Below are 26,369 nucleotides of genomic sequence, written 5' to 3'. Positions count from 1 at the left end.
GGGCGGATTTCGCCCCGAAAGCCACATTCGTGTCCGGGGTCAGAGCGTGGGCAGCAGGGTTTCCAGGGTGTGCCGCGGCAGGTCGATCAGCCGGTACGGGTGCAGTGCCGGGTCCACGCCCGGCACGTTGGCCAGCCGGGCGTGTGCCCTGGTGAGCGGGACGGCGGGCGCCTCGACGAGGTCGGCGACCACCACGGCGTGCTTGTTGTCCGGCAGGCTCCGCAGCAGTTTCAGCTGGTACTTCCGGTCGAGCAGGGCGTGCAGCGCGGCCTGCGCCGAGGCACTGACCAGGTCCGGGTGCGAGTTCGGCACCAGCACGGCCACCCGTGACGCGTTCGTGGCGAGCAGCAGCCGCAGCAGCCACGGGCCGGGGTCGCCACTCAGGTCGAAGGCCAGCACCTCGCCGTTGATCGGCTTCGACCAGTCCGCGCGTGGTGTCTCGACCACCGGCCGGTCGGCGATCTCCCGCACGCGGTCCAGCAGCGCCGCCCCCGAGCCGGTGGCTTCGACCGACTGCGGGCCGTGCGTGTAGATGCCCTGCTTCGCCTTCTGCTTGCGGGCCCGTGCGGTCGGCTGGCAGACGTACAGGTCCGCGGCCGCGCCGATGGCCTGCGCGCCGTGGTACGAGTGGAAGTCCGGCAGGATCGCCTCGAAGGTCAGCCCCAGCCGCAGCAGCTCCTGCTGCACCTGCCCGCCGAGCGCCGGGTGCCGCGGGCTGTAGCCGTACGCCAGCAGCAGCCTGCCCAGCGGCGGGTCGGCCAGCGCTTCGATGCCGCGGGCGGCGAACAGGCCCATGCCCTCCGGGGTGTACGGCGGATCGCTGAACACCAGGTCGGCGCCGCCGAGCACGGCGTGCGGCAGGCCGACGCGCAGATCGGCGTGCAGCGTGCGGACCGCGCCATCGGAGTGCTCGTCCACATAGGCGAGTACCCGCTCGTCGAGGTCGACCACGGTCAGGTCGGCGTCCGGGCGCAACGTGTGCACGGCGAGCGAAGTGAGATCGTGGTCACCGAGGAACAACAGCCGCGCGCGACCGAGGTCGTACCGCGCGTCGAGCCATTCCGCGCGCCGCACCACGGTTTCCGCGGTGGCCTGGACGTGGTCGAGCGCGGGCAGTGGCGGCGGCACCGCCGAGATCAGCCGCGACATCTCCGCCAGCAGGCCGGGCGCGGACTTCTCCTCGCACACGCGGAATTCGGCGTACCGCTCGACGGCGTCCGGGCGCAACCGCACCGAATCCCCGTCCCGATCGAGGTCGGTGCCGAGCGCGGCCAGCAGTTCTTCCACGCTCCGTCGCGGGGCCGCGGCACGGCGGACCAGCTCGTCGAACCGGATCCAGCCGTCCCCCAGCAGGCCGATGGCGGTGCGCAGCGGGCGCTGGTGCACGCCGTGGGAGGCCAGTACCTCGTTCAGTGAACTCACGACGCACAACATATGGAATGCCGTGCCCCGCGCATTGATCTGGGCTAGGGTTTTCCGACCTGTGGTCGTCGATGGGAGTGCCACGTGGCAATCGAGTTCCAGGGCGTGACGAAGAAGTACCCGGACGGGACCGTCGCGGTCGACAACCTCAGTCTCACGGTGGAGGACGGCACCATCACCGTGTTCGTCGGGCCGTCGGGCTGCGGCAAGACCACCTCGCTGCGGATGATCAACCGCATGGTCGAGCCGACTTCGGGCACCGTGCTGCTGGACGGCAAGGATGTCTGCGACTCGCCGCCGGCGCAACTGCGGCGCGGCATCGGCTACGTCATCCAGCACGCCGGTCTCTTTCCACATAGGACAGTTCTGGACAACGTGGCCACCGTGCCGCTGCTGTCCGGCTGGGGCAAGGGAAAGGCGCGGGCCCGCGCCGCCGAGCTGCTGGAAACCGTGGGCCTGCCGGCGGAACTGGGCAAGCGGTACCCCGCGCAGCTCTCCGGCGGGCAGCAGCAGCGCGTCGGCGTGGCGCGCGCGCTCGCCGCCGACTCGCCGGTGCTGCTGATGGACGAGCCGTTCTCCGCGGTGGACCCGGTGGTCCGCGAGGGCCTGCAGGACGAGCTGCTCCGGCTGCAGCAGCAACTCGGCAAGACCATCGTTTTTGTCACGCACGACATCGACGAAGCCGTGCGCCTCGGCGACAAGGTCGCGGTGATGCGGGTCGGCGGCAAGCTGGCCCAGTACGGCACGCCGTCGGACGTGCTGCGCCACCCGGTCGACGACTTCGTCGCCTCCTTCGTCGGCAAGGACCGCGGTTACCGCGGCCTGTCCTTCCTGACCGCCGAGGACGTGCGGATCGATCCGATCGAGACGGTCGAGGTCGGCAGCGTGCCGGGCGACGGCGCGACCTGGCGCATCGCGGTGAACGGCGACGGCGAGCCGCGTGGCTGGCTGCCGCCGAATTCCACTGTGGACGGTGAGCTGGCGGAGACCGACCTGGTCGCGGGCGGTTCGCTGTACCAGAAGGGCACGCCGGTGCGCGGTGCGCTGGACGCGGCCTTGTCCTCACCGGCCAGCCTCGGCGTGGTGGTCGACGACAACGGCCGGGTGATCGGCGCGGTGACCGCCCGCCAGGTGCTGGACGTGATCGAGGCGCACCCGCAGGGAGCGGCGGGATAGGGGGCGGGCACATGGGCGAGTTCTTCGACGAGCTCGGACGATATCTGTCCAGCGCCAACAACCGCGCGCAACTGCTGCAGAACCTGGGCGAGCACGTGTACCTGGCCCTGCTGCCGCTGGTGTTCGGCGTGGTGCTGGCGGTGCTGGTCGGCTGGGCCGGCAAGCGCTGGCGGACCGCGCGCCGCGTGGCGATGGTGGTGTCGAACCTGCTCTACACGATCCCGTCACTGGCGTTGTTCGTGGTCATCCCCGGCCTGATCGGGACGAAGATCCTGGACAGCGTCAACGTGATCGTGGCGCTGACCATCTACACCACCGCGTTGCTGGTGCGCCCGGTGCTGGACGCGCTGGACTCGGTGTCGCCGCCGGTGATCGCGGCCGCCACCGCGATCGGCTACCAGCCGGTGCGCCGCTTCTTCACCGTCGAGCTGCCGCTGGCGGTGCCGGTGTTCGCCGCGGGCGTGCGCGTCGGCGCGGTGAGCAACATCAGCCTGGTCAGCGTCGGCGCGCTGATCGGCACCGGCGGGCTTGGCGTGTTGTTCACCGACGGCTTCCAGCGCGAGTACTTCTCGCCGATCGTGGTCGGCATCGTGCTGACGCTGTTGCTGGCGCTGCTGACCGATCTGCTGCTGGTGTGGCTGCTCCGGGTGAGCACGCCGTGGCAGCGGGCCACCGCCAAACCGGCCGCCGACGTGACCGCGGGGAGTGCGGGATGAACGAGATCTTCGGCTGGTTCGGTGATCCGGCCAACTGGCAGGGCGTGGACGGGGTGCCGAACCGGCTCGCCGAGCACGTCGGCTACGTGCTGCTGGCACTGGTGATCGCACTGGTCATCGCGGTGCCGGTGGGGCTCTTCGTCGGGCACACCGGACGCGGCGCGGTGCTGCTGGTGGCGGCGGGCAACTCGATCCGCGCGCTGCCCACGCTCGGCCTGGTCACCTTTCTCTTCCTGCTGTTCACCGTGGAGGGTCCGGCGACCACGATCGCGTTGGTGGTGCTGGCGATTCCGCCGATCCTCGCCGCGACCTACGCCGGGTTGCAGGCCACCGACCACGGGGTGGTCGACGCGGCGCAGGGCGTCGGCATGACCGGCTGGCAGCGGCTGTGGAAGGTCGAAGTGCCGATTTCGCTGCCGCTCGTGCTCGGCGGGGTGCGCAACGCGGTGCTGCAGCTGGTGGCGACCGCGGCGGTGGCGGCCTACGTCGGGCTCGGCGGGCTCGGCCGGTTCCTGCTCGACGGGCTGGCGGTGTTCGACTACGGCAAGGTGGTCGCGGGCGCGGTGCTGACCGCGTTGCTGGCCATCGTGCTGGACCTGATTTTCGCGGGCCTGCAACGGGCCGTGGTGCCGAAGGGCGTCCGGCTGGCCGCGCGGGCCGCCGGGAAGCAGGCCAAGGCGGCGGGAGGCGCTCAGTGAAGCGACGGCTGGGAATTCTGCTGGCGGTGGTCGCGCTGTTGACCTCGGCCTGCGGCAACCCGTTCGAAGGCGGCGCCGAGGGCGGGCCGACCGGCGAGATCATCATCGGCGCCTCGGACGTGGGTGAAAGCCTGCTGCTGGCGCAGATCTACGCGGGCGCGCTGCGCAACGCCGGGGCGGACAACGTCACCGTGCGGCCGCCGGTGGGCAGCCGGGAGGTGGTGGTCAAGGCGCTGCAGGACCGCTCGCTGTCGGTGGTGCCCGACTACTCCGGCAACTTGCTGCGGTACTTCGACAAGAACACCACGGCGACCACGTCGGAGGACGTCTACCGCGAGCTGGAGCAGAAGCTGCCCGCCGGGTTCGAGGTGCTCGACCAGGCGCCCGCGGAGGACAAGGACCTGCTGGTGGTGCGCAAGGAACTGGCCGACTCCGGGGTGCGGACCTTCTCCGACCTCGGGCCGCGCTGCGGTGAGCTGGTCTTCGGCGGTCCAGGGCAGTGGAGCGACCGCTGGAAGGACAAGATCAAGGCGCTCTACGGCTGCGAGTTCAAGGAGATCCGGACCACCGACACCGGCGGGCCGGTGACCGTGGCCGCGCTGCGCTCCGGTGAGATCCAGGTGGCGGACCTGTTCAGCACCTCGTCGACCATCGCCAGCAACGGCTTCGTGCCGCTGGAGGACGACAAGTCGATGTTCCCGGCGCAGAACATCGTGCCGCTGGTGGCCAAGGGCACGCTCAACGAACGGGAGACCAAGGCGCTCAACGACGTCTCCGCCGTGCTGACCACCGAGAAGCTGACCCGGTTGAACGTGGAGTTCAGCGAGGAGAAGCAGAACCCGCTCGACATCGCCGAGAAGTTCTTGCGTGACAACGGGTTGAGCAGCTAGATCCGGTCGAAGGCCGGCGCGTAGTGGAAGGCGCCGGTGAACTCCTCCGAATAGGCCGAAAGCGGGCGCACCTGGAAGTACGGCTCCCAGTCCGGAGTGGACGGTGTGATGCCGAGGCGGGCGGCGGGCACGAAGCCGAACCGGGCGTAGAAGCCGGGGGAGCCGAGCAGCACGACCACCGGTATTTCCAGGGCGTCCGCGGCGGCGAGCACCGCGTGCATCAACGCCGAGCCGACGCCCGCCGACTGGGTCTCCGGCAGCACGCCCAGCGGGCCGAGGCCGACCGGCCCCGGGCTGCTCTCGATGCGTGCGTGGCTGCAGCACACGTGCCCGGCGATCCGGCCGTCCAGTTCCGCGACCAGCGACAGCGCCGGGATCAGGTCACCGTCGGCACGCAGTTCGCCGACCAGCCTGGCCTCCACGGTTTCCGCACCCGGTGCATCCGGCTTGGCGAACGCGGCGTCGTGCACCACCCGGATGGCGGCAGCGTCGGACGCGGTTTCGCGGCGGATCAGCATGCGCCGAACTCAACCGCAGGCCGCTGAAGAGGGCAACCGCAGGGTAATCCCTACTTTCGTCGGCGGCCGTTCGAGTCGCGCCATACTCCCTGGAACAGCGGATTTCAAGGTCTACCTTCGGGGGAATCTCGGACTTACGCTCTCTTGCGTGCGACAGAGGGTGAAGTCCCTTTCACCCACCGCGCACGCTCCCGTTCCCCGGTAACCCCCGTTTCGGCTGCCCGTCGATCCCGTCGGCGGGCCGGCGAACCCTGCCATGGAGGACCCCAGATGAGCAAGCGCAGACCACTGGCCGCGCTCGGCCTGGCCACCGGCGCCGCCGTGCTGACCGTGCTGGGCGGCACCACCGCCGCCACCGCGGCGGAAGGCGCGATCGTCGACGCGAACAGCGCCGACGCCGTACCCGGCAGCTACATCGTGGTGCTCAAGGACGGTGTGTCGGCGCAGTCGGTGGCCGGTACCGCCCAGAACGTGCTCTCCCGGCACGGCGGCACACTGGACCGGCTGTTCGGCGCGACCGTGCGCGGTTACTCGGCGAACATGAGCGAGACGCAGGCGAAGCGGGCGGCCGCCGACCCGGCGGTGGCCTACGTGGAGCAGAACAAGGTGGTGCGGGCCAGCGCCGACCAGCTGAACCCGCCGTCCTGGGGGCTCGACCGGATCGACCAGCGCGACCTGCCGCTGAACCAGAAGTACAGCTACAGCACCGACGCGGCCAACGTCACCGCGTACATCATCGACACCGGCATCCTGACCACGCACAACGACTTCGGCGGCCGCGCCACGCACGGCTACGACTTCGTCGACAACGACAACAACGCCACCGACTGCCAGGGCCACGGCACGCACGTCGCGGGCACCGTCGGCGGCACCGCGCACGGTGTGGCCAAGGCCGCCAAGCTGGTCGGCGTCCGCGTGCTGAACTGCAGCGGCTCCGGCACCACCGCGGGCGTCATCGCCGGCGTGGACTGGGTGACCAGCAACGCGGTCAAGCCCGCGGTCGCCAACATGAGCCTCGGCGGCGGCGCGTCGACCACTTTGGACAACGCGGTGCGCAACTCGGTCGCCTCCGGCGTGACCTACGGCCTGGCCGCGGGCAACGACAGCGGCGCCAACGCCTGCAACACCTCGCCGGCGCGCACCAAGGAAGCCATCACCGTCGGCTCCACCACGAACACCGACGCGCGGTCGAGCTTCTCGAACATCGGTGACTGCCTGGACATCTTCGCGCCCGGCAGCGGCATCACCTCGGCGTGGATCGGCGGCAACACCGCCACCAACACGATCAGCGGCACCTCGATGGCCACCCCGCACGTGGTCGGCGCGGCCGCGCTGTACCTGGCGGCGAACCCGTCGGCCACCCCCGCGCAGGTGTCGGCCGCGCTGGTGAACAACGGCACCAAGGGCAAGGTGACCAGCCCGGGCACCGGCTCGCCGAACGTGCTGCTCTACACCGGGACCGGCACGCCGGACCCGGAGCCGACGCCGTGCGCCACCACCGCGAACGCCACCGACGTGGCCATTCCCGACGCCCCGGCCGGTGCGGTGACCAGCACGATCACCATCGCCGACTGCGCGCGCAACGCCAGCGCGACCACCAAGGTCGACGTGCAGATCAAGCACACCTACCGGGGTGACCTGGTGATCGACCTGGTCGCGCCGGACGGCACCGCGTACCGCCTGAAGAACTCGAACAGCGACTCGGGCAACGACCTGAACGCCAGCTACACCGTGAACGCCTCCTCGGAGGCCGCCAACGGTGCCTGGAAGCTGCGGGTGCAGGACGTGTACCGGGCGGACACCGGCTACCTCGACAGCTGGACCCTGACCGTCTGATCCTGGCCCCGATGTCACGAATGTGGCTTTCGAGACGTTCTGCGTCTCGAAAGCCACATTCGTGACACTAGCTCTACCGGGTCAGCTGAACGCCTTGGCGATGATCGCCTTCTGCTCCACCTCGTGCACCTTGGACGAACCGGCCGACGGCGCCGCCATCGGGCGCCGCGCCGCGACCTCCAGCCCGCCGAAGAACTCCGGGAACTTGCGCGGCAGGTTCAGCCCGAAGAACGGCCAGGCACCCTGGTTCTCCGGCTCCTCCTGGACCCACATGATCGACGAAGCCGCCGTGTACCGCTCCACCGCGGCCACCAGCTTCTTCTTCGGCAGCGGGTAGTACTGCTCGATGCGGACCAGCGCGACGTCGGTGATGCCCTGCTTCTCGCGCTCGGCGAGCAGCTCCCAGTACATCTTGCCCGAGGTCAGCAGCACCTTCCGGACCTTGGCCGGGTCGACGCCGCTGTCGTCGATCACCGACAGGAACTTCGACTGCTCGGTGAACTCCTCGATCGACGACTTCACCGCCTTGTCGCGCAGCAGGCGCTTCGGGGTGAAGACCACCAGCGGCCGGTTCACGCCGTCGAGCGCGTGGCGCCGCAGCAGGTGGAAGTAGTTCGCCGGGGTCGACGGCACCGAGACGGTCATCGAGCCTTCGGCGCACAGCTGCAGGAAGCGCTCGATGCGGCCGGAGGTGTGGTCCGGGCCCTGGCCCTCGTGGCCGTGCGGCAGCAGCAGCACCACGTCGGAGAGCTGGCCCCACTTGGCCTCACCGGAGGAGATGTACTCGTCGATCACGGTCTGCGCGCCGTTGACGAAGTCGCCGAACTGGGCTTCCCACATCACCAGCGCGTCGGAGTTGGCCACCGAGTAGCCGTACTCGAAGCCGACCGCCGCGTACTCGGACAGCGCCGAGTCGTAGATCATCACGCGGCCCTGGTTCTCGGCCAGGTGCTGCAGTGGCGAGTACTCCTCACCGGTCTTGCGGTCGATGTACACCGAGTGCCGCTGGGTGAAGGTGCCGCGGCGGGAGTCCTGGCCGGACAGCCGCACCAGCTTGCCCTCCAGCGCGAGCGAGCCGAAGGCGAGCAGCTCGCCGAAGGCCCAGTCGATGCCGCCTTCGCGCGACATCTTGTGCCGCCGCTCCATCACCGGCTTGACGCGCGGGTGCGGGGTGAAGCCCTCCGGCACGTTGATGAACGCGTCGCCGATCTGCTCGACGACCTCGCGGGAGATGGCTGTCGGCACCTTCGCGGGCACCTGCTGCTCCTCCTCGACCGAGGGGCTCGCCTTCACCGGGTGCTTCTCCAGCTCGCGGACCTCGTTGAAGACGTGCTCCAGCTGGCTGGAGAAGTCCCGCAGCGCCGCTTCGGCCTCTTCCACCGAGATGTCCCCGCGGCCGATCAGCGATTCGGTGTAGGTCTTCCGCACGCTGCGCTTGGTGTCGATGATGTCGTACATCGCCGGCTGCGTCATCGACGGGTCGTCGCCCTCGTTGTGCCCGCGGCGGCGGTAGCAGATGAGGTCGATCACCACGTCCTTGTTGAACGCCTGGCGGTAGTCCACGGCCAGCTTGGCCACCCAGTGCGCGGCCTCCGGGTCGTCGCCGTTGACGTGGAAGACCGGCGCGCCGATCATCTTCGCCACGTCGGTGGCGTACTGCGACGAACGCGAGTTCTCCGGCGCGGTGGTGAAGCCGACCTGGTTGTTGATGATCAGGTGCACGGTGCCGCCGGTGCGGTACCCGCGCAGCAGCGCCAGGTTCAGCGTCTCGGCGACCACGCCCTGCCCGGCGAAGGCGGCGTCGCCGTGCAGCAGCACCGGCAGCACGGTGAAGCCCTCGCCGCCCTTGTCGAGGATGTCCTGCTTGGCGCGGACGATGCCCTCGAGCACCGGGTCGACGGTCTCCAGGTGCGACGGGTTCGCGGTCAGCGACACCTTGGTCTCGCCGTCGCCGAACATGCGGAAGTACTTGCCCTCGGCGCCGAGGTGGTACTTCACGTCACCGGAGCCGTGTGCCTGGCCCGGGTCCAGATTGCCCTCGAACTCCTGGAAGATCTGCGAGATCGGCTTGCCGACGATGTTGGCCAGCACGTTCAGCCTGCCGCGGTGCGGCATGCCGATGACGACCTCGTCCAGCTCGTACTCGGCGGCCTTGTCCAGCACGGTGTCCAGCAGCGGGATCGCGGTCTCGCCGCCTTCGAGCGAGAACCGCTTCTGCCCGACGTACTTGGTCTGCAGGAAGGTCTCGAAGGCCTCGGCCGCGTTCAGCTTGGACAGCACGTACTTCTGCACCGCGGGGTCCGGCTTCTCGTGCGGGACCTCCACCCGGTCCTGGATCCACCGGCGCTCGTCGGGGTCGATGATGTGCGTGTACTCGATGCCGACCGTGCGGCAGTACGAGTTGCGCAGCACGCCGAGGATGTCGCGGAACTTCATCCGCTCCTGGCCGGCGAAGCCGCCGACCGGGAACTCGCGGTCCAGGTCCCACAGGGTGAGCCCGTGGGTGAGCACGTCGAGGTCCTCGTGGCGGCGCTGGCGGTAGTTCAGCGGGTCGGTGTCGGCCATCAGGTGGCCGCGCATCCGGTAGGCCTCGATCAGCTCGATCACCCTGGCGGTCTTGTCGACCGCGCCCTCGGGGATGTCGGCCACCCAGCGGATCGGCTCGTAGGGCAGGCGCAGGCTGGTGAAGACGTCGTCGTAGAAGCCGTCCGCGCCGAGCAGCAGCTCGTGGATGCGCTTGAGGAACTCGCCGGACTCGGCGCCCTGGATGATCCGGTGGTCGTAGGTCGAGGTCAGCGTCATGATCTTGCTGACCGCGAGGTCGACCAGGGTCTTCTCGCTGGTGCCCTCGAACGAGGCCGGGTACTGCATCGCGCCGACGCCGATGATGCAGCCCTGCCCGGCCTGCAGCCGCGGCACCGAGTGGTTGGTGCCGATGCCGCCCGGGTTGGTCAGCGAGATGGTGGTGCCGGCGAAGTCGTCCGCGGTGAGCTTGTTGTTGCGGGCCTTCTTGACGATCTCCTCGTAGGCCTGCCAGAACTGCAGGAAGGTCATGTTCTCGGTGGCCTTGATCGAGGCCACCACCAGCGTGCGGGCGCCTTCCTTGCCCTTCATGTCGATGGCCAGCCCGAAGTTCACGTGCTCCGGGGTCACCGCGAACGGCTTGCCGTCGATCAGCTGGTAGTGCCGGTTCATGTTCGGGAAGTCGCGCAGCGCGCGCACCATCGCGTAGCCGATGAGGTGGGTGAAGGAGATCTTCCCGCCCCTGGTCCGCTTCAGGTGGTTGTTGATCACGATGCGGTTGTCCGCCATCAGCTTGGCGGGCACCGCGCGCACGCTGGTCGCGGTCGGCACCGACAGCGAGGCGTCCATGTTCTTGGCGATCGCGGCGGCCGCGCCACGCAGCGGCTTGCTCTCGGCCTCGGTCTTGACCGGCTCCTTGGCGGCGGGGGCCTTCTCGGCGGGCTTGGCGGCCTTGGCCGGGGCCGCCTTCGCCGGGGCCGGCTGCTTGGCGGGCGCCTTCTCGGGCTCGCTCGCCTTCGCCGAGGACTGGCGCGCGGCCGAGTCGGCGTTCTGGCGCGACTTGGCCGACGGCTGGTTGCCCTGGCCGTTCGGGCTGGTCGCGGCCTCCGCCTTCGCGCTCGCACGGGCGCTGTCGGCCTTGGCCTGGGCGTCCTGAGTTGGCTTGAAGTCGGCGAAGAAGTCATGCCAAGCGGCATCTACCGATGAGGGGTCGGCCAGGAACTGGTCGTACATCTCTTCGACCAGCCACTCGTTGGGGCCGAACTGTGACGCAGGGCTGCTGCTGGACACGGCTTGGGCTCGCCTCTATCCATACTCGATCTTGGGTCCGGTTACGCGCCTACCAGGCTAACCCCCTCGCTCTGGTGCGTGTGACCGAAGTGGCCCTAGCAAGCCCGCCGGAGGTTGGCATTTGTCACTGAATCGATACGGGAGGGTGGTTGCGCCGGTGTCGCGGGCACACGCGGAATGATGGGTGGAACCGCGCGGCGGGCGCGCCCGTCTGTGCTCAGTAGTGACTAGGTGAGGGGTGTCCGGTGGCTGATCTGGCCGACGTCGAGCGCATGGTGAACGACTGGGAGCGCAACGCGGCGGAGACGTCGCAGAAGTACCAGGCGATGCAGGCGCAGGTGGAGCGCATCTCGATCACCGAGTCGGTGGCCTCGGGCGCGGTCAGCGTGACCGTCGGGCACAACGGGCTGCCCACCGACGTCAAGATGACGCAGGCCGTGCTGAAGATGAGCCCGGACGAGATCGCCGCCAACGTGCTGCGCGCGATGCAGAAGGCGCAGTCGAAGTACCCGGAGCGGTTGGCCGAGATCACCGCCGAGACGGTCGGTGACGACGCGACCACGCGGCACTTGGTGGCCACCGCGGTGGACAACTTCCCGGCGCCGCCCGAGGAGGACGAGCCGCCGGTCGCCGGGCAGCCGCAGCAGCGGCAGCTGTACGAGAGCGAGGAAGAGGAGCCGCCGGCCGCGAAGGCGCCTCCGGCCCCGCCCGCGCCGAAGCCGACGCCGCGCCGGAAGCCCGGCCCGGACGACGAAGACGGCGAGGACTTCAGCGACCAGTCTTTCCTGCGCCGCGACTAGGAGGGGTGAGCGATGCCACAGGGTTACGAGGTACTCAACGACGAACTGACCGTGCACGCCGGCAAGGTCGACGGCTTTTCCGAGCGGATGCAGACCGCGGTCGACGCGGCGAGCCAGGTGACCATGGACGACAGCGCGTACGGGGTGATCTGCCAGCCGTTCGCGATGTTGCTGCAGCCGTTCGAGGAGATGGGCGTCAACGCGCTGAAGACGGCGGTCGAGTCGCTGACCGAGACCGCCACGAAGGTCCGCGACTCGGCGGCCGCGTACACCGAGCGGGAAGGCGCGACCAGCAAGGCCCTGAAGAACGCCGAAGCGGGCTGAGCGGGATCCGCGGGACCTGCGGGATTGAGGACCTGGCCGCCTACCTCCTGGAGCGGGGGCTGGCCACCGAGGAGACCCTGGTGCCGTGCACCGAGGAAGAGGTGGCGAGGGTTCGCGGTGTCGGCTGGTTGCCGCAGCCGTACGAGGACTTCCTGCTGAGGATGGGCAGGCGCGCGGGGGATTTGCTGCGTGGCACGTCGGTGTTCTACCCGGGCATCGTCGAACTCGCCGACGAGATGCGGGATCTGGTGCGGGAGAACAAGGTCGAGCACCTGATCGCGCCCGGTTCGATCTTGCTCGGCATGCACCAGGGCTACCAGCTGTACTGGCTGGAGCCGGGTGGGCGGGTGCACCTGTACGAGGAGATGGAGACCGAGGTCCGGGAGAGCTGGCCCAGCCTGCTCGCCTTCCTCCGCGCGGAGGCGGAGCGGCACCTGGAGTTGAAGGCCCGGCACAACCTCTGACCGCGATCATTGCGGCCGTCGGCCCCGAGGCGGGAGTATGCGGGGCGGAGGTGGTTCGGCCGTGCGGCGCTCCCGGTTCGCGGAGGTGGTCCGGATCCGCCTCGCGCGCGATCGGGAACTGCTGGTAGCCGACGGCCGGCTGGTCGGCTGGCGGCTCGCCGACGTGGACGACCTGCGCCTGATCGAATACCTGCGGACCTTCGAGGACGGCCGTCTCGACGTGCTGCTGGCCGGTGGTCCTCGCGATCGCGAGGCATTGGCCGAATTGTGCGTGCGATTGGCGGAATGCCCGGCGGCCGGTTCGCCGATGGCGGTGCTGCTGATCGGGCACATCACCGAAATGCTGGCCGTTTTTGACCTCGAAGAGGACAAACAGCCCTAGGATGCGTGCGGTGGGCTGCGTTTTCGAAGTCGGCGGGGAAACGGTGTGGAGCCCCGCGTCGCGCGTGGGTGAGACGTACCTGGCGCTGGCGGAAGGCCTGGCCGGACTGGTCGGCGTGCCCACCGGTTTCACCGCGATGGCGGCGGATTTTCACGAGGTGGACATCGTTCGATTCCAGGCGTTCACCGAGCACGTTTTCCGGGAGTATTTCCGCTCCGGTCACGAACTGCGGCGGATGATGGTGGACGGCGTGCTGCGGCCGTCGGTGGTGATGCTGACGCGCGGCGGGGCCCGGATCGAACCGGAGACCGAGGAGCAGCGCGTCTACCTGGCGGAGGCGGAGAAGCTCTCCGGCAGGATGCCGGTGTAGGGCCGCTCGTCGGGCAGCAGCGCACGAGCCCGGTCGAGGTCGCCGGCGGCGACGAGCCCGCCGATTTCACGCATGGTCGCGGTGACGTCGGTGATCGCGGTGATCCACTCGTCGACGAACCGGCCGACGGCCTCCCCGCTAAGTCCGATTTGGATGGACCGGTGGGGCAGCGGCTGGTGGCGCAGTCCGCGTTCGGGGTCCCACTGGATGCGCACGGGGTGGGTTTTGACGCTCTTCGCCCAGGTTTCGCGGTCGGGGTGGAATTCGGGGTCGTAGTGGCTGAGGGCGGAATGCTCGAGCGCCCAGGCGAAGCCCTCCTGGGTGAGGTCGAGCGCGAGGACCCGCTCCTGGCCGGGTTTGCTCGCCCAGCCGCAGCGATACGCCATCCAGAGAAAGGACGGTTTGATCCAGGTCATGCGCTCACGCTTGAACGGCGGGACGAAGGTGCCAGCCGCCAGCGCCGGCTCCGCGATGGCGGGGGAGTAGGCCTGGTAGACGCGGATCGTGCGCCCGGTGTGCACGGCGCGGATCTGGCGGTACGGAATGTCTTGCATGCCCGACATGGTGACAGGGCAGTAGTGGCGGCGGCATGCCCTTTTCGTCAGGGGTCTTTGCTGGTGGGGGCGTTAGCCGCGCGACCGCTTGGCCGCGGTTGCGTGGGGCCCGGTTGCGTGGGGACGGCTGGCTTTGGCGGCGCAAGACTTGGCTGCGCGAGGACGGCTGAGCTGGCGGCTGCGCGACGGCACCTGCGAGGGGTGGCCGGGTCGACGGCTGTGCAACGGCGGCTGAGCTGGGGCGGTCCGGGTTGGAGGGCGGCGCTGGGCGGCGGCGTGAGGTGCAGCCCCATGCCGCGTGGGCGTGGTGGTGCGTAGGGGCCTAGCCACATTGGCGTGGAGCTTGGCTGCGCGAGGGCGCGGCTCGGTGGCGCGAGGAAGCTGCCGTGGGCTCCGTGCGCGGTGCGGTGTGGGGCTGGGTCTCGGCGGTGCGGGGATGCAACCGTGTGTGATCTGAGGCTGGAGTTTGGTGGCGCGGGGAGGGCCCCCGCAACTCGCGCAGAGTTGGGGCTCGGGGCGTGAAGGTGCGCTGCTGCCGCGCCGGGTGAGGCTGGGGTTTGGGGCTAGAGGAGGGGGCGGACCGCGCGAAGGGTGGACTCGGTGGCGTGAGGGGACGCGGGCATGCGGCGCGAGAACGTGCGGCCGTGTGTGGTGCGGCGCGGGCGTGTGGGGGGCGTGAGCGTGAGGGGAGGGGCGCTGGGTTGGGGCGTGCGGAGGAGTTGGGGCGTGTGTGGGGGCTGGGTTGGAGTGTGGAGGAGTTGGGCGTGGGGGTGTTGCGCCGCAGTGGGTGGAGATGGGCGTGGGGGTGTTGCGTCGCAGTGGGTGGAGGGCGTGGGGGTGTTGCGTCGCAGCGGGTGGGGGTGGGAGTGGGGGTGCTGCGCCGCAGTGGGTGGGGGTGCGAGAAAGGGGGGTGTCCCTATGTGGTTGTCAAGCCGCAGCCGGGGCAGGAGTGGTCTCGGGGTGCCGGTAGTAGGTCTTGTTGCGGAGCATGGCGAACAGGACGTCGCAGCGGCGCCGCGCCAGGCAGATCAGCGCGGCGTTGTGCTTCTTCCCTTCATCGCGTTTTCGCTGGTAATAGGCCCTGCTGGTGGGGTCGGACAAGGCTGCGAACGCGGCGAGGAAGAACGCCCGCTTGAGTTTGCGGTTGCCGGTGCGGGCCGGGTGCTCGCCCTTGATGGAGGAGCCCGAGCTGCGGGTGACCGGGGCGATGCCGGCGTAGGCGGCCAGGTGGCCGGAGGACTTGAACGCCGTGGCGTCGCCGATCTCCAGCAGGATGCGGGCTGCGGTCCTGACCCCGACGCCGGGCATGGAGGTCAGGACCCCGGCAAGAGGGTGCGCATCGAGTATCCCTTCGACCTCGGTGGCGACCTGTTTGCGTTGCTGGAGAACGGTTTTCAGGCTGTCGGCCAGACGGGGCAGGACGGTGTCGGCCGCCGTTGTGCCCGGGACGACGACGGTCTGCTCGTCCAGCGCGGCCAGGATCGCGGTGACGAGTTTGTCGCCCATGCGGGGCGCGTGCGCGGTGGCGATCGCGGTGAGCTTGCGGCGGCCGGCGGCGCGGATGCCGGTCGGGCCGCCGCAGCGGGACAGGATCTCCAGCACCGCCGGGTGACTGATCCTCGGGCCGATCGCGCGTTCCAGGGCGGGGTGGACGCCGGTGAGCAGGCCGCGGATGCGGTTGCCGATCCGGGTGGCCTCACCGGCCAGGTCGTCGTCGAACCCGACCAGCACGTCCAGCTCGGCCAGGGCGTCGTCGCCGACGTCGACCGGGCGCAGCGTGTGCGGCAGCGAGCGGGCGGCGTCGGCGATGACGAACGCGTCCCGGGCGTCGGTTTTCGCGCGGCCGGGGTAGAGGTCGGCGATGCGTCGCATGGCCAGGCCGGGCAGGTAGGCCACCCGGTGGCCGGCCGCGCGGGCCACCGCGACCGGCAGCGCGCCGATCGTCGCCGGTTGATCGACCACCACCAGCAACGGCCCGTGCGCGGCGAGCTTGTCGAACAGCGCCCGCAGCTTCGGTTCGCTGTTGGGCAGCGGCGCGTCGTGAAGCCGCTTGCCCGCCGGGTCCAGGCCGACGGCGTGGTGTTCGCCCTTGCCGACGTCCAGGCCGAGGAACACCTGGTAACCGCTGGTCATCCGTCCTGCCGTTCGTTCGTCGCGGGTGGTCGCCGGTCGGGCATCGACGGCCGGCACCCACGTTACGACGAGACCTGCCCGGCGGGCGGCCGTGTCCCTATCAGCGGTCCCTCGATGCCACCAGGTCCGGTGACACCACCCCCCGGATCATGCGCTCGACTGGGGGCGTCAGTCATGCCGGACCTGGCGACCACGACTCCTTGATCAGGAGCTACGAAAAAGGTAACGGGGCGGCGGGGTGGGTTAGGTGCTTAGGCGCCACAGGTGGGAGTAGGGGCCGGAGGTGGTGAGGAGTTGGGCATGCGGGCCTTCTTCGACGATGCGGCCGTGGTCCAGGACGGCGATGCGGTCGGCTCGGGCGGCGGTGGCGAGGCGGTGCGCGACGACGAAGGTGGTGCGTCGGCGGGTGATGTGGTCGGTGGCGGCCAGGACGGCGGCTTCGGTGGACGGGTCCAGCGCGGCCGTGGCCTCGTCCAGGAGGAGGATGTCCGGGTCCACGAGTTCCGCGCGCGCCAGTGCGACCAGTTGCCGCTGGCCCGCCGACAGTGAGCGGCCTCGTTCGCCGACCGGTTGCCGGAAGCCTTGCGGCAGGGCGGCGACGCCCTCCAGCGCGCCCACCGCGCGCACGGCGGCTTCCACTTCGGCATCCGTGGCCGACGGGCGGCCGTACCGCACGTTGTCCGCGACCGTGCCCGAGAACAGGTGCGCCTCCTGCGGCACTACGCCCATCCTCCCCCGCAGTGCGGTCAGGTCGTACTCCCGGACGTCCACGCCGTCGATGCGCACCACGCCGCCCGTCGCGTCGTAGAAGCGGGCGACCAGTTTCACCGCGGTCGACTTCCCGGCACCGGTGGCGCCGACCAGTGCGATGGTTTCGCCGGGGCGCACATCGAGCGACACCGCTGACAGCGCCTTCGAATCCGTTCCCGCGTAAGCGAAATCGACGGAGTCGAAGGTCACCTCGCCACGTAGCCGCTCGGGCACGGGACGCGGGTTTTCCGCCGCGGGCACCGAACTCGGCGTGCGCAGCAGGTCGCCGATGCGCTTGAGGCCCACCTTCGCCTGCTGGTAGCCGTCGAACACCGACGACAGCTGCTGGATCGGCGAGAAGAACTGCCCGAGGTAGAGCAGGAAGGCCAGCAGCACCCCGGCCGACAGCGTGCCCTCGGCCACGCGGTTCGCGCCGGCGACCAGCACCACCGCCTCCGCCACCCCGGAAAGCATGGTCACCAAAGGAAAGTACGTCGCGATGTAGCGCTGCGCGCGCAGCCGCGACCGGCGGTAGGCATCGCTCTTGGAGGCGAACGACTCCGCCGAGCGCTCCTCGCGTGTGTACGCCTGCGCGACCCGGACGCCGGACACGTTTTCCTGCATGTCCGCGTTGACCACGCTGACCCGTTCCCGCGCCTCGGTGTACGCCGCCGACGCCAGCCTGCGGAAGATCACCGTGGCCACCAGCAGCACCGGCAGCACGGCGAGCGCGTACAGCGCCAGCGAAACGTCGATCACCAGCAGCGCCACCGAAATGCCGACCAGGGTCAGCGCGCTGACCACCGCGGTGGCCAGGCCGGTCTGCAGGAACGTGGACAGCGCGTCCACGTCGGTGGTCATCCGGGTCATGATCTTCCCGGACAGTTCGCGCTCGTAGTAGTCGAGCCCGAGCCGTTGCAGGTGCGCGTAACTGCGCACCCGCAGCGCGTACAGCACGGTCTCGCCGCTGCGCGCGGTCAGCCGCGTCTGCGCCGCGATCACCAGCCAGTTCAACGCGATCACCAGTGCGCCGATCCCGGCGACCACCCAGATCGCGGTGACCGAACCGGCGACCACCCCGCGATCGACGCCCTGCTGGTACAGCGCGGGCAGGGCGATGCTCGCGCCCGCGTCCGCCGCCACCAGCGCGATCACCCCGGCCAGCAGCCAGCGCACCGGCCGCAGCATGCCGGACAGCCGGAACCGCGGATCTGGCGCGGTCACGTCCATGCCGTGCAGGGAAGGTTCGTCACGCACTGGCGGCAGCTTCCGCACGCCCTCGATCAGTTCCTCGGTGGGCGGCAGGTCGAGCGAGCCGCTGCCGCGCGGGCCGCTGAGCGCACGCGCGCTCGGCGTGGTGGTGCGTTGCTCGGCGGCGTCGGCCAAGCGCGCGACCTCGTCTTCGTCCTCGTCGTCAGGCCAGAGTTCCGGGGTGATGCCGTCTTCGTTGCGGCGCAGCGGCGAGCAGTGGTGCACCGCTTCGACGTTCTCATCGGGACCCGCGACCAGCTCGCGGAACAGCTGGCAGCGTTCCTCCAGTTCCTCGGCGGTGCCGACGTCGACCACGCGGCCCGCGTCCAGCACGGCGATCCGGTCGGCCAGCGCCAGCGTCGACCGGCGGTGCGCGACCAGCAGCGTGGTGCGCCCGGCGGTGACCGAGCGCAGGGTCTCGTGGATCGCCGCCTCGGTGACGGTGTCCACCGCGGAGGTGGCGTCGTCCAGCAGCAGCACGCGGGGATCGGTGATCAGCGCGCGGGCCAGGCCAAGGCGCTGCCGCTGCCCGCCGGACAGCGTCAGCCCGCGCTCGCCGACGAGCGTGTCGTAGCCGTCCGGCAGTTGCTGGATGAACTCGTGCGCCTCGGCCGCCTTCGCCGCCGCGACGACCTCCTCGTCACTCGCGTCCGGCTTGCCGTAGGCGATGTTGTCGCGCACCGACGAGGAGAACAGGAAGGCCTCCTCGAACACCACGCCGATGGCCTGCCGCAACTCGCTCAGCCGGAGGTCGCGGACGTCCTCCTGTCCGATGTGGACGGACCCGGCGTGCACGTCGTAGAACCGCGGCAGCAGCAGGGAGATGGTCGACTTGCCGGAACCGGCCGTGCCCACCAGCGCCAGCGTCTCGCCCGGTCTGGCGTGCAGGGACAGCCCGTCGAGCACCGGTTCGGCGCGGGTGTAGCCGAAGCTCACGTCGTCGAACCGGATGTCCAGCGGACCGGACGGCAGCGGCCGCGCGTCCGGCTTCTCGGTCACCTCGGGCTGCGCGTCGATCAGCTCGTACACGCGTTCCGCGCCGGCGCGGGTCAGCTGCGCCTGCACGATCAGGCTGGACAGCATTCGCGCGGGCCCGATCAGCGCCGAGACGTAGGTGGCGAAGGCGAGGAAGGTGCCCAGGCTGACCTCGCCGTTGAGCGCCAGCATGCCGCCGACGCCGAGTACCGCGACCTGCCCGGCGGCGGGCAGCGCGGCCGTGGTCGCGGCGGGGAAGGAGGACAGCCGGGCCGCGCGCAGCCGCTCGCCGAACAGCTTGCGGGCGGTGCGTTCGAGCCGGGCGACCTCGCGTGCCTCCTGGCCGAAGCCCTTCACCACGCGCACCCCGGTGACCGTCTCCTCGACGTGCTGCGCGAGGTCCGCCGCGCGCTGCTGCGCGGACCAGGTCGCCGGGAACAGCCGCCGCCTGCTCAGCGCCACCACGATCGCCACCGCGGGCGCGACCACCAGCGCGATCACCGTGAGCAGCGGCGACATCCACAGCATCGCGCCGAGCGCGAGCAGGGCGAAGATCACCGAGCCGGCGGACAGCGGGACCTGCATCAGGATGCTGACCACCAGCTGCAGGTCGGTGATCGCGCGCGAAGCGATCTGCCCGGTGCGCAGCGAGTCCTGCTTGCCGCCGTCCAGCCGGGACACCGCGCCGAACACCGCCTGGCGCAGGTCATGCTGGACGTCGAGGGCGAGCCGCCCGCCGACGTACCGGCGCAGGAAGGCGGTGCCGAAGCTGAGTGCTTGCAGGCCGATCAGCAGCGCGGCCAGCAGGCCGAGGCGGGCCGTCTGCCCGGCGACCGCGTCGTCCACCGCGGCGCGCACCACTAGCGGGCCGACCGCCTGCAGCCCGACGCCGAGCACGGCCGCGCACAACGAGAGCACAACCAGGGCGCGGTGGCGCCAGCAGGCCGCGGCGAGGCGCCGGATCCAGCCGGGCCGCGGCGGCTCGGGGAGTTCCGGGGGTGCCTCGGTGCGGGGCAGGGGTGGGGCGGTGGTCACGACGCCAGGCTAGGCGCGGGCACCGACAATCGCCGCTGGGTGGCTGGTGCCAGTGGACACGAATGTGGCTTTGGGGGCGCGGGAAGGGCTTCGAAAGCCACATTCGTGTTGTTGGGGGCGGGTTTGGTGTTGGGAAGGCCACATTCGAGATGCCGGGCTCGGCCGTCCCTGGGTTCCGGAGGGGCGCTCTGGGTGGGGCAGCGCTAAGAATGTGGCTTTCATAGCGTCTGGCGCAATGAAAGCCACATTCATAGCGTTCGGGCGCGGCGGCCCCGGGGGGGGGCGCGTGGGGGTGACCCGGCGGCGTGAAGAGGGTGGCCCGGGCGGCGTGGGCAGGGTGGCCCGGGTGGCCCGGCGGCGTGAGGGCGGGCCCTGGGCGTGGAGGCGGGCCTTGTGCGCGTGGAGGGGCGACGTGGAGGCGGGCCTTGTGCGCGTGGAGGGGCGACGTGGAGGCGGGCCCTGTGCGCGTGTGGAGGGCGGCGCCTGGGGATGTGGAGGGCGGCGCCTCGGGATGTGGAGGGCGGACCCTGGGGGCGTGGAGGCCCTTGGTGGGCGTGGGGGCGGCCGTCGCGGGAGCGGCCGCCCCCGACCGTCAGGTGATGTCGCGGCGGGCGTTGACCAGCCAGCCGCCGACGAAGAAGATGGCGGTCCAGCCGGTGAAGATCAGGGCTGAAGCCCACCACGAGAAGGCCCCGGGCGCACCCGCCGCGTACTGGAGCGCCCACTGGAGTTCGTCGTCGAGGCCGGGCAGGGTCACGCCGGCGGCGCCGAAGGCCTCCGCGCCGATGGCGCCGACGATGCCGTTGACCGTGCCGTTCGGCAGCACGCCGCCCAGCCAGGTCACGTCCAGCCAGCCGAAGGCCACGATGACCAGCAGGTTCTCCACGATCAGCAGATAGATGACCAGGGTGATGACGCTGCCCACCACGCTGTTCCACATCGCGCCCACACCAATGCCGAACAGCGTCGCCAGCACGGTCGCCAGGATGCCCGCGCCGAGCACGCCGAGGAACTGCGGCGCGCTCGGCATCAGCTGGCTGTCCACGGTCAGCACCGTGCCCAGCGAAGCCGCGCCGACCAGCACGACGCCGTACAGCACACCCCACGCCACGTAGGTGATCATCTTCGCGCTCAGCGCCAGCCCGCGGTTCGGCGCGGTCAGGAACGTCGTCGAGATCGTCTTCTTCGAGTACTCGCCCGCCAGTGCGAACACCCCGAAGATCACCGGGAACAGCGTGCCCACGTTGATGCCGTGCGCCATCGCCAGCAGGCCGACCGGCCACTCGCCGACGTTGATGCCGAGCATGCTGGTCAGCTCGCGGGTGTCGGAACTGCCGAGGAAGTCGGTGAAGTCGTTGGTGGTGAAACCCCAGCCCAGCGAGAAAACGAAGGCGAACAGCACCGCCGGGATCAGCAGGCCCCACCAGCTCTTCGTGGTCAGTGTCTTGCGGAACTCCGCCTTGATCAGCCTGCCCATCAGCGCTGCCCTCCCCAGTACTGCTGCTGCGGCTGGAGTTGCGGTTGCTGCTGCGGTGGCGGACCCCAGCCTGGTTGCTGCGCGGTGAACTGGCCCGCGGTCAGCTGGAAGAACAGCTTCTCCAGGTCCGCGGTCTCCTCGCGCAGCCCGTAGATCGCCACGCCCTGCGCCAGCGCCAGGTCACCGACCTGCCGCGCGGTCGCGCCCGCCACGGTCAGCCAGCCGTCCGGCATCGGCTGCACGTCGGCCACCCCCGCCTCCCGCAACGCCGTGCCCAGCTTGTTGCCGTCCGACGGCAGCACGACCACCCGTGACTGCTGCGAGCCACGCAACTGGTCCACCCGGCCGTGGTACATCGTCTGCCCGCGGCTGATGATGACCACCTGGTCGATGGTTTGCTCCACCTCGGCGAGCAGGTGGCTGGACACCAGCACCGTGCGCCCGCCCTTGGCGAAGGACCGCAGGAACGTGCGCAGCCAGGCGATGCCCTCGGGGTCCAGCCCGTTCGCCGGCTCGTCGAGCACCAGCACCTGCGGATCGCCGAGCAGCGCGGTGGCCAGCGCCAGCCGTTGCCGCATGCCGAGTGAGAAGTCGCCAGCCTTCCGGTGCGCCGCCGAGCCCAGCCCGACCAGGCCGAGCACCTCGTCCGCGCGCTGGTCCGGCACGCCGATCGCGGCGGCGTAGACCAGCAGGTGGTTGCGCGCGGTGCGCTTGGGGTGGAAACCCTCGTTCTCCAGCACCGAGCCGACCACCCTGGCCGGGTTGCCCAGCTGGTCGTGGGTGCGCCCGTTGATGGTCGCGCTGCCCTGCGTCGGCTTGACCAGCCCGAGCAGCATGCGCAGCGTGGTGGTCTTGCCCGCCCCGTTCGGGCCGAGGAAGCCGGTCACCGAACCGGGCTCCACGACGAAGCTCAGGTTCTGCACCGCGGTCACCGGTCCGAACTGCTTGGTGAGGTTCTGCACCACGATCCGGCCACTGCCGTCGTGCATATCGCCCCCGATCGTCGGCTTGCTGTGGGGGGCATCCTGCCGTACGGGCCCCGCCGCGGGGCGATCTCGGTCACGTTCGTCACCGTCGCACTGGACCGTCCGGAGTAGACGAGCCGGGGAAACCGCAGGTCGCGGCGGGGCAACTGGATCTTTCACCAGACCTCGGCGCTTCGGGTGGACAACTAATGAAGAACTCATGCGCACCCCGGGCGGCGAAGCGCGGCGAGAGTGCCTAGACTGTGCCTTGGCGGCCCGCTCCCAGTGACCCCCAGGCTGGTTGAGCGGGCCGCCGCTTCATGTCCGCACTTCGCTCCCCGTGAAACCCGTGGCTTTCGCGCGCCCGCCCTCGTACGCTGTAAGGGACTCGTACACCGTAAGGGGGATTCGGTCGTGACGCAGCCTTCTCCGCCCGGGCAGAGCACCTCGCACCCGCGCCGCTGGGTGATCCTCGCCGTGCTGTGCCTGGCCCTGCTGGTGGTGTTGCTGGACAACACCGTGCTCAACGTGGCCATCCCGGCCATCACCGACTCGCTCGGCGCCACCACCGCCGAGATCCAGTGGATGATCAACGCCTACTCGCTGGTGCTCGCCGGGCTGCTGCTGACCACCGGCTCGTTCGCCGACCGGTTCGGCCGCAAGCGCGCCCTGCTGATCGGGCTGACGTTGTTCACCGGCGGTTCGGCGATCGCGGCCGCCGCCGAGACCCCGCTGCAGCTGATCCTGGCACGCGGTGGCATGGGCATCGGGGCCGCGCTGCTGATGCCGAGCACGCTCGCCGTGCTGATGCAGATCTTCGACGAGCGCGAGCGGCCGAAGGCGATCGCCGCCTGGTCGGCGGTGGCCTCGCTGGGCTTCGCGCTCGGCCCGGTGATCGGCGGCACGCTGCTGACCCACTACTGGTGGGGCTCGGTTTTTGTGCTGAACCTGCCGGTCGGCGCGATCGCCATCGTCGCCATCGCGCTGCTGGTGCCGGAGTCGAAGACGCCGTCGAGCCGGCGCACCGACCTGCCTGGCGTGCTGCTGTCCGTGGTGATGAGCGTCGGCGTGGTCTACGGCATCATCTCGGTGCCCGAACACGGCTGGGGCTCGGCGCGCGTGCTGGTGCCGCTGGCCGTCGGGCTGGTCGCCGCCGCCGGGTTCGTCGCCTGGGAACGCCGCACCCCGGAACCGATGCTCGACCTCACGCTGTTCCGGAACCCGCGGTTCACCGGCGCGGTCGCCAGCAACGCGCTGGTCGCCTTCGCCATGGGCGGCTCGCTGTTCCTGTTCACCCAGTACCTGCAGTTCGTGCTGGGGTATTCGCCGCTGGAAGCCGGGTTCCGGGTGATGCCGCTGGCGCTGAGCGTGCTGCTGGTGACCCCGGCCAGCCCGAAGCTGGCCGCGTGGCTCGGCATTCCGGCGACCATCGCGGCCGGGCTGACCGTGCTCGGCGGCGGGCTGCTGGCGCTCAGCTTCGTCAGCACCGACAGCGGGTACGGGCCGACGCTGCTCGGCCTGGTGCTGGTCGGGGCCGGGGTCGGCATCGCCATGCCCACCTCGGCGAACGCGCTGATGGGCGCGATTCCCCGTGAGCGCGCCGGGATCGCGTCCGGGCTGACCTCGACGCTGCAGGAGTTCGGCACCTCGCTGGGCGTGGCGATCCTCGGCAGCCTGGTGGCCGCGCGGTTCGCCGCGGAGTTGCCGTCGTTCCTGCCGGACGGGGCGGAGCGGTCGGTCGGGCTCGCGCTGCAGGCGGCGGGCGGCTGCCCCGAAGTGGTGCACCACGTGCGGGACGCGTTTGTCGCGGGCATCTCGCTGAGCCTCGTCTGCGGGGCGGTGGCCGCGGTCGCCGCGGGGGCCGTCGCCTGGGCGCTGCTGCGCCGCGCGGATAGGGTGACCGCGTGACCGACGGCGGCCTCGACAGCATCTGGCTGAGCGAACGCCGGGCGGCGCCCGCCCGGCAGCCGGGGCTGACGCGTGCGCAGATCGTCGGCGAGGCGGTGGCGATGCTGGACGCGGAAGGCCTGCCCGCGCTGTCGATGCGCAAGCTGGCCGCCCGGCTCGACGTGGCGCCGATGTCGCTCTACTGGCACGTGCCGACCAAGGACGCGCTGCTGGAACTGGCCCTCGACGCGGTGTCCGGTGAGATCGAGCTGCCGCCGGAGGACGGCGACTGGGTGGACCGCCTGCGCCGGATCGCCCACGGCCTGCGGGACACCGTGCGTGCGCACCCGTGGATCGCGACCCTCTACGGGGTGATGCTGAACGCCGGGCCCGAAGCGATGCGTGTCTACGACGCCTTTGTCGGCGCGCTGGAGGATTCGCCGCTGCCGCGCGAGGAGATCGCGCCGATGGCGGGCGTGCTGAACAACTTCATCTACGGGTTCATCGTGAACGAGATGAAGTGGCGGCAGCGGGTCGCCGCGCACGGGGCGTCCATGGCGGAGTTCAACGCCGACGTGGCCGGGAAGTTCGCCGCGGCCTACGGCGACCGGTACCCGCGGATCAATCGGTACCTCGGGCTCGGCGACGCGGCCGACCCCGATGACCAGTTCGACTACGGCCTCGCCCGGATCCTCCGCGGAACAGCCGCGGAGGACCCGGACTAGGAGGCCGTCACACGACCTGTGACAGCGGGGTGTGGGTGAGCCCGTGCGCGACGGCGACCGGCTCGTTGGTGAGCTGACCGGCGTGCGTGTTCAGGCCCTTGGCGAGGCTGGCGTCGGCGGCGAGCGCGGCCTGCCAGCCGCGGTCGGCCAGCGCCACCGCGTACGGCAGGGTCACGTTGGTCAGCCCGTAGGTCGAGGTGCGCGGCACCGCGCCCGGCATGTTCGCCACGCAGTAGAACACCGAATCGTGCACCCGGTAGGTCGGCTCGTCGTGAGTGGTCGGGCGCGAGTCGGCGAAGCAGCCGCCCTGGTCGATCGCGATGTCGACGAGCACGCTGCCCGGCTTCATCCGCGCCACCAGCTCGTTGGAGACCAGCTTGGGCGCCTTCGCGCCCGGCACCAGCACCGCGCCGATCACCAGGTCGGCTTCGAGCACGGCCTGCTCCACGGAGAAGGCGTTCGAGGTGACGGTGCGGATGCGGCCGCCGAAGTCGTTGTCGATCTGGCGGAGGCGGTCGACGTTGGTGTCCAGGATCTCCACGTCCGAGCCGAGCCCGAGCGCGACCCGCGCGGCGTTGAGCCCGGCCACACCACCGCCGATGACCACCACGCGCGCCGGGTGCACGCCGGGAATGCCGCCGGGCAGCACACCGCGGCCACCGCTCGGCTTCATCATCGCGTAGGCACCGACCTGCGGGGCGAGGCGGCCGGCGACCTCCGACATCGGCGCCAGCAGCGGCAGCGCGCCGTTCGGGGTCTGCACGGTCTCGTAGGCCACGGCGGTGGTGCCCGCCTTCAGCAGCGCTTCGGTCAGCGGCTGGTCGGCGGCCAGGTGGAGGTAGGTGAACAGCACCTGGTCGGCGCGCAGGCGGGCGTACTCCTCGGCGATCGGCTCCTTCACCTTGAGCACGAGCTCGCCCTCGGCCCAGGTGTCGTCGGCGCTGGCGATGACCTTCGCGCCCGCCGACAGGTACTCCTCGTCGGTGATGGCCGAGCCGAGCCCGGCATCGGCCTCGACAAAAACGTCGTGGCCACGGCGGGTCAGCTCGTGCACCCCGGCCGGGGTGAGGGCGACCCGGTACTCGTGGGTCTTGATCTCACGGGGGACGGCGATCCGCACGGCTTGCCTCCTGGGTTCGAAAAGGTGCTCTGCTTCACGGTGAAGCACTCGGACGGCGGTGTCATCGTGCTGACGGGACAGGATTGAC

Annotated in this window: 21 protein-coding genes; 12 read left to right on the top strand and 9 right to left on the bottom strand. The window is 70.5% G+C overall.

Features of this window, described 5'->3' with window-relative positions:
• Positions 1-39: 39 nt before the first annotated feature.
• Positions 40-1,422 (bottom strand): bis-aminopropyl spermidine synthase family protein, encoded by a 1,383-nt coding sequence (locus tag A4R43_RS23320; RefSeq protein WP_113694285.1) that lies wholly within the window; start codon positions 1,420-1,422, stop codon positions 40-42.
• Positions 1,423-1,506: 84 nt separating this feature from the next.
• Here A4R43_RS23320 and A4R43_RS23315 point away from each other — a divergent pair, with 84 nt between their 5' ends.
• Genes A4R43_RS23315 through A4R43_RS23300 form a run of 4 tightly spaced genes read left to right on the top strand, consistent with a single transcriptional unit; the run spans position 1,507 to position 4,902 of the window.
• Positions 1,507-2,598, top strand: coding sequence for an ABC transporter ATP-binding protein (locus tag A4R43_RS23315; protein ID WP_113694284.1), 1,092 nt, complete (start codon positions 1,507-1,509; stop codon positions 2,596-2,598).
• An 11-nt stretch (positions 2,599-2,609) separates the two neighbouring features.
• Positions 2,610-3,314 (top strand): ABC transporter permease, encoded by a 705-nt coding sequence (locus A4R43_RS23310; RefSeq protein ID WP_113694283.1) that lies wholly within the window; start codon positions 2,610-2,612, stop codon positions 3,312-3,314.
• On the top strand, positions 3,311-4,012 hold the full coding sequence (locus tag A4R43_RS23305; protein ID WP_113694282.1) for an ABC transporter permease: 702 nt from the start codon (positions 3,311-3,313) through the stop codon (positions 4,010-4,012). Before A4R43_RS23310 ends, A4R43_RS23305 begins: the two co-directional genes overlap by 4 nt.
• The gene (locus tag A4R43_RS23300; protein ID WP_113694281.1) at positions 4,009-4,902 is read left to right on the top strand and encodes an ABC transporter substrate-binding protein; all 894 of its coding nucleotides are present in this window, start codon (positions 4,009-4,011) and stop codon (positions 4,900-4,902) included. Before A4R43_RS23305 ends, A4R43_RS23300 begins: the two co-directional genes overlap by 4 nt.
• On the opposite strand, the gene A4R43_RS23295 is transcribed toward A4R43_RS23300, so the two are convergent.
• Positions 4,899-5,420, bottom strand: coding sequence for a GNAT family N-acetyltransferase (locus A4R43_RS23295; protein WP_113694280.1), 522 nt, complete (start codon positions 5,418-5,420; stop codon positions 4,899-4,901). The genes A4R43_RS23300 and A4R43_RS23295 overlap by 4 nt on opposite strands.
• Before the next feature lie 270 nt (positions 5,421-5,690).
• Between A4R43_RS23295 and A4R43_RS23290 the strand changes: the two genes are divergently transcribed.
• On the top strand, positions 5,691-7,256 hold the full coding sequence (locus A4R43_RS23290; RefSeq protein ID WP_113694279.1) for a S8 family peptidase: 1,566 nt from the start codon (positions 5,691-5,693) through the stop codon (positions 7,254-7,256).
• Positions 7,257-7,337: 81 nt separating this feature from the next.
• On the opposite strand, the gene A4R43_RS23285 is transcribed toward A4R43_RS23290, so the two are convergent.
• Complete coding sequence (locus A4R43_RS23285) at positions 7,338-11,069, bottom strand: multifunctional oxoglutarate decarboxylase/oxoglutarate dehydrogenase thiamine pyrophosphate-binding subunit/dihydrolipoyllysine-residue succinyltransferase subunit (RefSeq protein WP_113694278.1); 3,732 nt, start codon at positions 11,067-11,069, stop codon at positions 7,338-7,340.
• Positions 11,070-11,314: 245 nt separating this feature from the next.
• Here A4R43_RS23285 and A4R43_RS23280 point away from each other — a divergent pair, with 245 nt between their 5' ends.
• The 5 genes from A4R43_RS23280 to A4R43_RS23260 all read left to right on the top strand — a co-directional run bounded on the left by A4R43_RS23280 (position 11,315) and on the right by A4R43_RS23260 (position 13,409).
• Positions 11,315-11,869: a YbaB/EbfC family nucleoid-associated protein gene (locus A4R43_RS23280; protein ID WP_113694277.1), complete on the top strand. Its 555-nt coding sequence runs from the start codon at positions 11,315-11,317 to the stop codon at positions 11,867-11,869.
• Positions 11,870-11,881: 12 nt separating this feature from the next.
• Positions 11,882-12,193, top strand: a complete 312-nt coding sequence (locus A4R43_RS23275; RefSeq protein WP_113694276.1) for a type VII secretion target — start codon at positions 11,882-11,884, stop codon at positions 12,191-12,193.
• An 80-nt stretch (positions 12,194-12,273) separates the two neighbouring features.
• On the top strand, positions 12,274-12,657 hold the full coding sequence (locus A4R43_RS23270; protein WP_113694275.1) for an SMI1/KNR4 family protein: 384 nt from the start codon (positions 12,274-12,276) through the stop codon (positions 12,655-12,657).
• Between the two features lie 61 nt (positions 12,658-12,718).
• A complete protein-coding gene (locus A4R43_RS23265; RefSeq protein ID WP_113694274.1) occupies positions 12,719-13,039 on the top strand; it encodes a hypothetical protein in 321 nt (106 codons plus the stop codon).
• A 10-nt stretch (positions 13,040-13,049) separates the two neighbouring features.
• Complete coding sequence (locus A4R43_RS23260; protein WP_162788565.1) at positions 13,050-13,409, top strand: DUF6086 family protein; 360 nt, start codon at positions 13,050-13,052, stop codon at positions 13,407-13,409.
• Here A4R43_RS23260 and A4R43_RS23255 read toward each other — a convergent pair.
• The 5 genes from A4R43_RS23255 to A4R43_RS23235 all read right to left on the bottom strand — a co-directional run bounded on the left by A4R43_RS23255 (position 13,364) and on the right by A4R43_RS23235 (position 22,573).
• Positions 13,364-13,963 carry a DUF4291 domain-containing protein gene (locus A4R43_RS23255; protein WP_113697822.1) on the bottom strand — a complete coding sequence of 200 codons (600 nt, stop codon included), beginning with the start codon at positions 13,961-13,963 and terminating at the stop codon, positions 13,364-13,366. The two genes, A4R43_RS23260 and A4R43_RS23255, sit on opposite strands and share 46 nt — an antisense overlap.
• A 927-nt stretch (positions 13,964-14,890) precedes the next feature.
• Positions 14,891-16,096, bottom strand: a complete 1,206-nt coding sequence (locus A4R43_RS23250) for an IS110 family RNA-guided transposase (RefSeq protein ID WP_091679428.1) — start codon at positions 16,094-16,096, stop codon at positions 14,891-14,893.
• Positions 16,097-16,339: 243 nt separating this feature from the next.
• Positions 16,340-20,107 carry an ABC transporter ATP-binding protein gene (locus A4R43_RS23245; RefSeq protein WP_113694272.1) on the bottom strand — a complete coding sequence of 1,256 codons (3,768 nt, stop codon included), beginning with the start codon at positions 20,105-20,107 and terminating at the stop codon, positions 16,340-16,342.
• A 592-nt stretch (positions 20,108-20,699) separates the two neighbouring features.
• Entirely contained in the window at positions 20,700-21,584 is an 885-nt protein-coding gene (locus A4R43_RS23240; RefSeq protein ID WP_113694271.1) for an ABC transporter permease, read from the bottom strand.
• Positions 21,584-22,573: an ABC transporter ATP-binding protein gene (locus A4R43_RS23235; protein ID WP_113694270.1), complete on the bottom strand. Its 990-nt coding sequence runs from the start codon at positions 22,571-22,573 to the stop codon at positions 21,584-21,586. Before A4R43_RS23235 ends, A4R43_RS23240 begins: the two co-directional genes overlap by 1 nt.
• Positions 22,574-22,963: 390 nt before the next feature.
• Here A4R43_RS23235 and A4R43_RS23230 point away from each other — a divergent pair, with 390 nt between their 5' ends.
• Positions 22,964-24,457 carry an MFS transporter gene (locus tag A4R43_RS23230; protein WP_113694269.1) on the top strand — a complete coding sequence of 498 codons (1,494 nt, stop codon included), beginning with the start codon at positions 22,964-22,966 and terminating at the stop codon, positions 24,455-24,457.
• The gene (locus A4R43_RS23225) at positions 24,454-25,161 is read left to right on the top strand and encodes a TetR/AcrR family transcriptional regulator (RefSeq protein ID WP_113694268.1); all 708 of its coding nucleotides are present in this window, start codon (positions 24,454-24,456) and stop codon (positions 25,159-25,161) included. Before A4R43_RS23230 ends, A4R43_RS23225 begins: the two co-directional genes overlap by 4 nt.
• Before the next feature lie 7 nt (positions 25,162-25,168).
• On the opposite strand, the gene ald is transcribed toward A4R43_RS23225, so the two are convergent.
• Positions 25,169-26,281, bottom strand: coding sequence for an alanine dehydrogenase (gene ald / locus A4R43_RS23220; RefSeq protein WP_113694267.1), 1,113 nt, complete (start codon positions 26,279-26,281; stop codon positions 25,169-25,171).
• Between the last annotated feature and the right edge of the window lie 88 nt (positions 26,282-26,369).

The organism is Amycolatopsis albispora (assembly GCF_003312875.1).
GTDB lineage: Bacteria > Actinomycetota > Actinomycetes > Mycobacteriales > Pseudonocardiaceae > Amycolatopsis > Amycolatopsis albispora.
The sequence above is the reverse complement of the archived record's forward strand: the minus strand, read 5'-3'. Positions and strand labels throughout refer to the sequence as shown.

Bases quoted from the DNA above. Each gene is read 5' to 3' on its own strand.
- A4R43_RS23310 (WP_113694283.1), top strand. From the start codon at position 2,610: ATGGGCGAGTTCTTCGACGAGCTCGGACGATATCTGTCCAGCGCCAAC.
- A4R43_RS23305 (WP_113694282.1), top strand. From the start codon at position 3,311: ATGAACGAGATCTTCGGCTGGTTCGGTGATCCGGCCAACTGGCAGGGC.
- A4R43_RS23295 (WP_113694280.1), bottom strand. From the start codon at position 5,420: ATGCTGATCCGCCGCGAAACCGCGTCCGACGCTGCCGCCATCCGGGTG.
- A4R43_RS23290 (WP_113694279.1), top strand. From the start codon at position 5,691: ATGAGCAAGCGCAGACCACTGGCCGCGCTCGGCCTGGCCACCGGCGCC.
- A4R43_RS23275 (WP_113694276.1), top strand. From the start codon at position 11,882: ATGCCACAGGGTTACGAGGTACTCAACGACGAACTGACCGTGCACGCC.
- A4R43_RS23255 (WP_113697822.1), bottom strand. From the start codon at position 13,963: ATGCAAGACATTCCGTACCGCCAGATCCGCGCCGTGCACACCGGGCGC.
- A4R43_RS23250 (WP_091679428.1), bottom strand. From the start codon at position 16,096: ATGACCAGCGGTTACCAGGTGTTCCTCGGCCTGGACGTCGGCAAGGGC.
- A4R43_RS23240 (WP_113694271.1), bottom strand. From the start codon at position 21,584: ATGGGCAGGCTGATCAAGGCGGAGTTCCGCAAGACACTGACCACGAAG.
- A4R43_RS23235 (WP_113694270.1), bottom strand. From the start codon at position 22,573: ATGCACGACGGCAGTGGCCGGATCGTGGTGCAGAACCTCACCAAGCAG.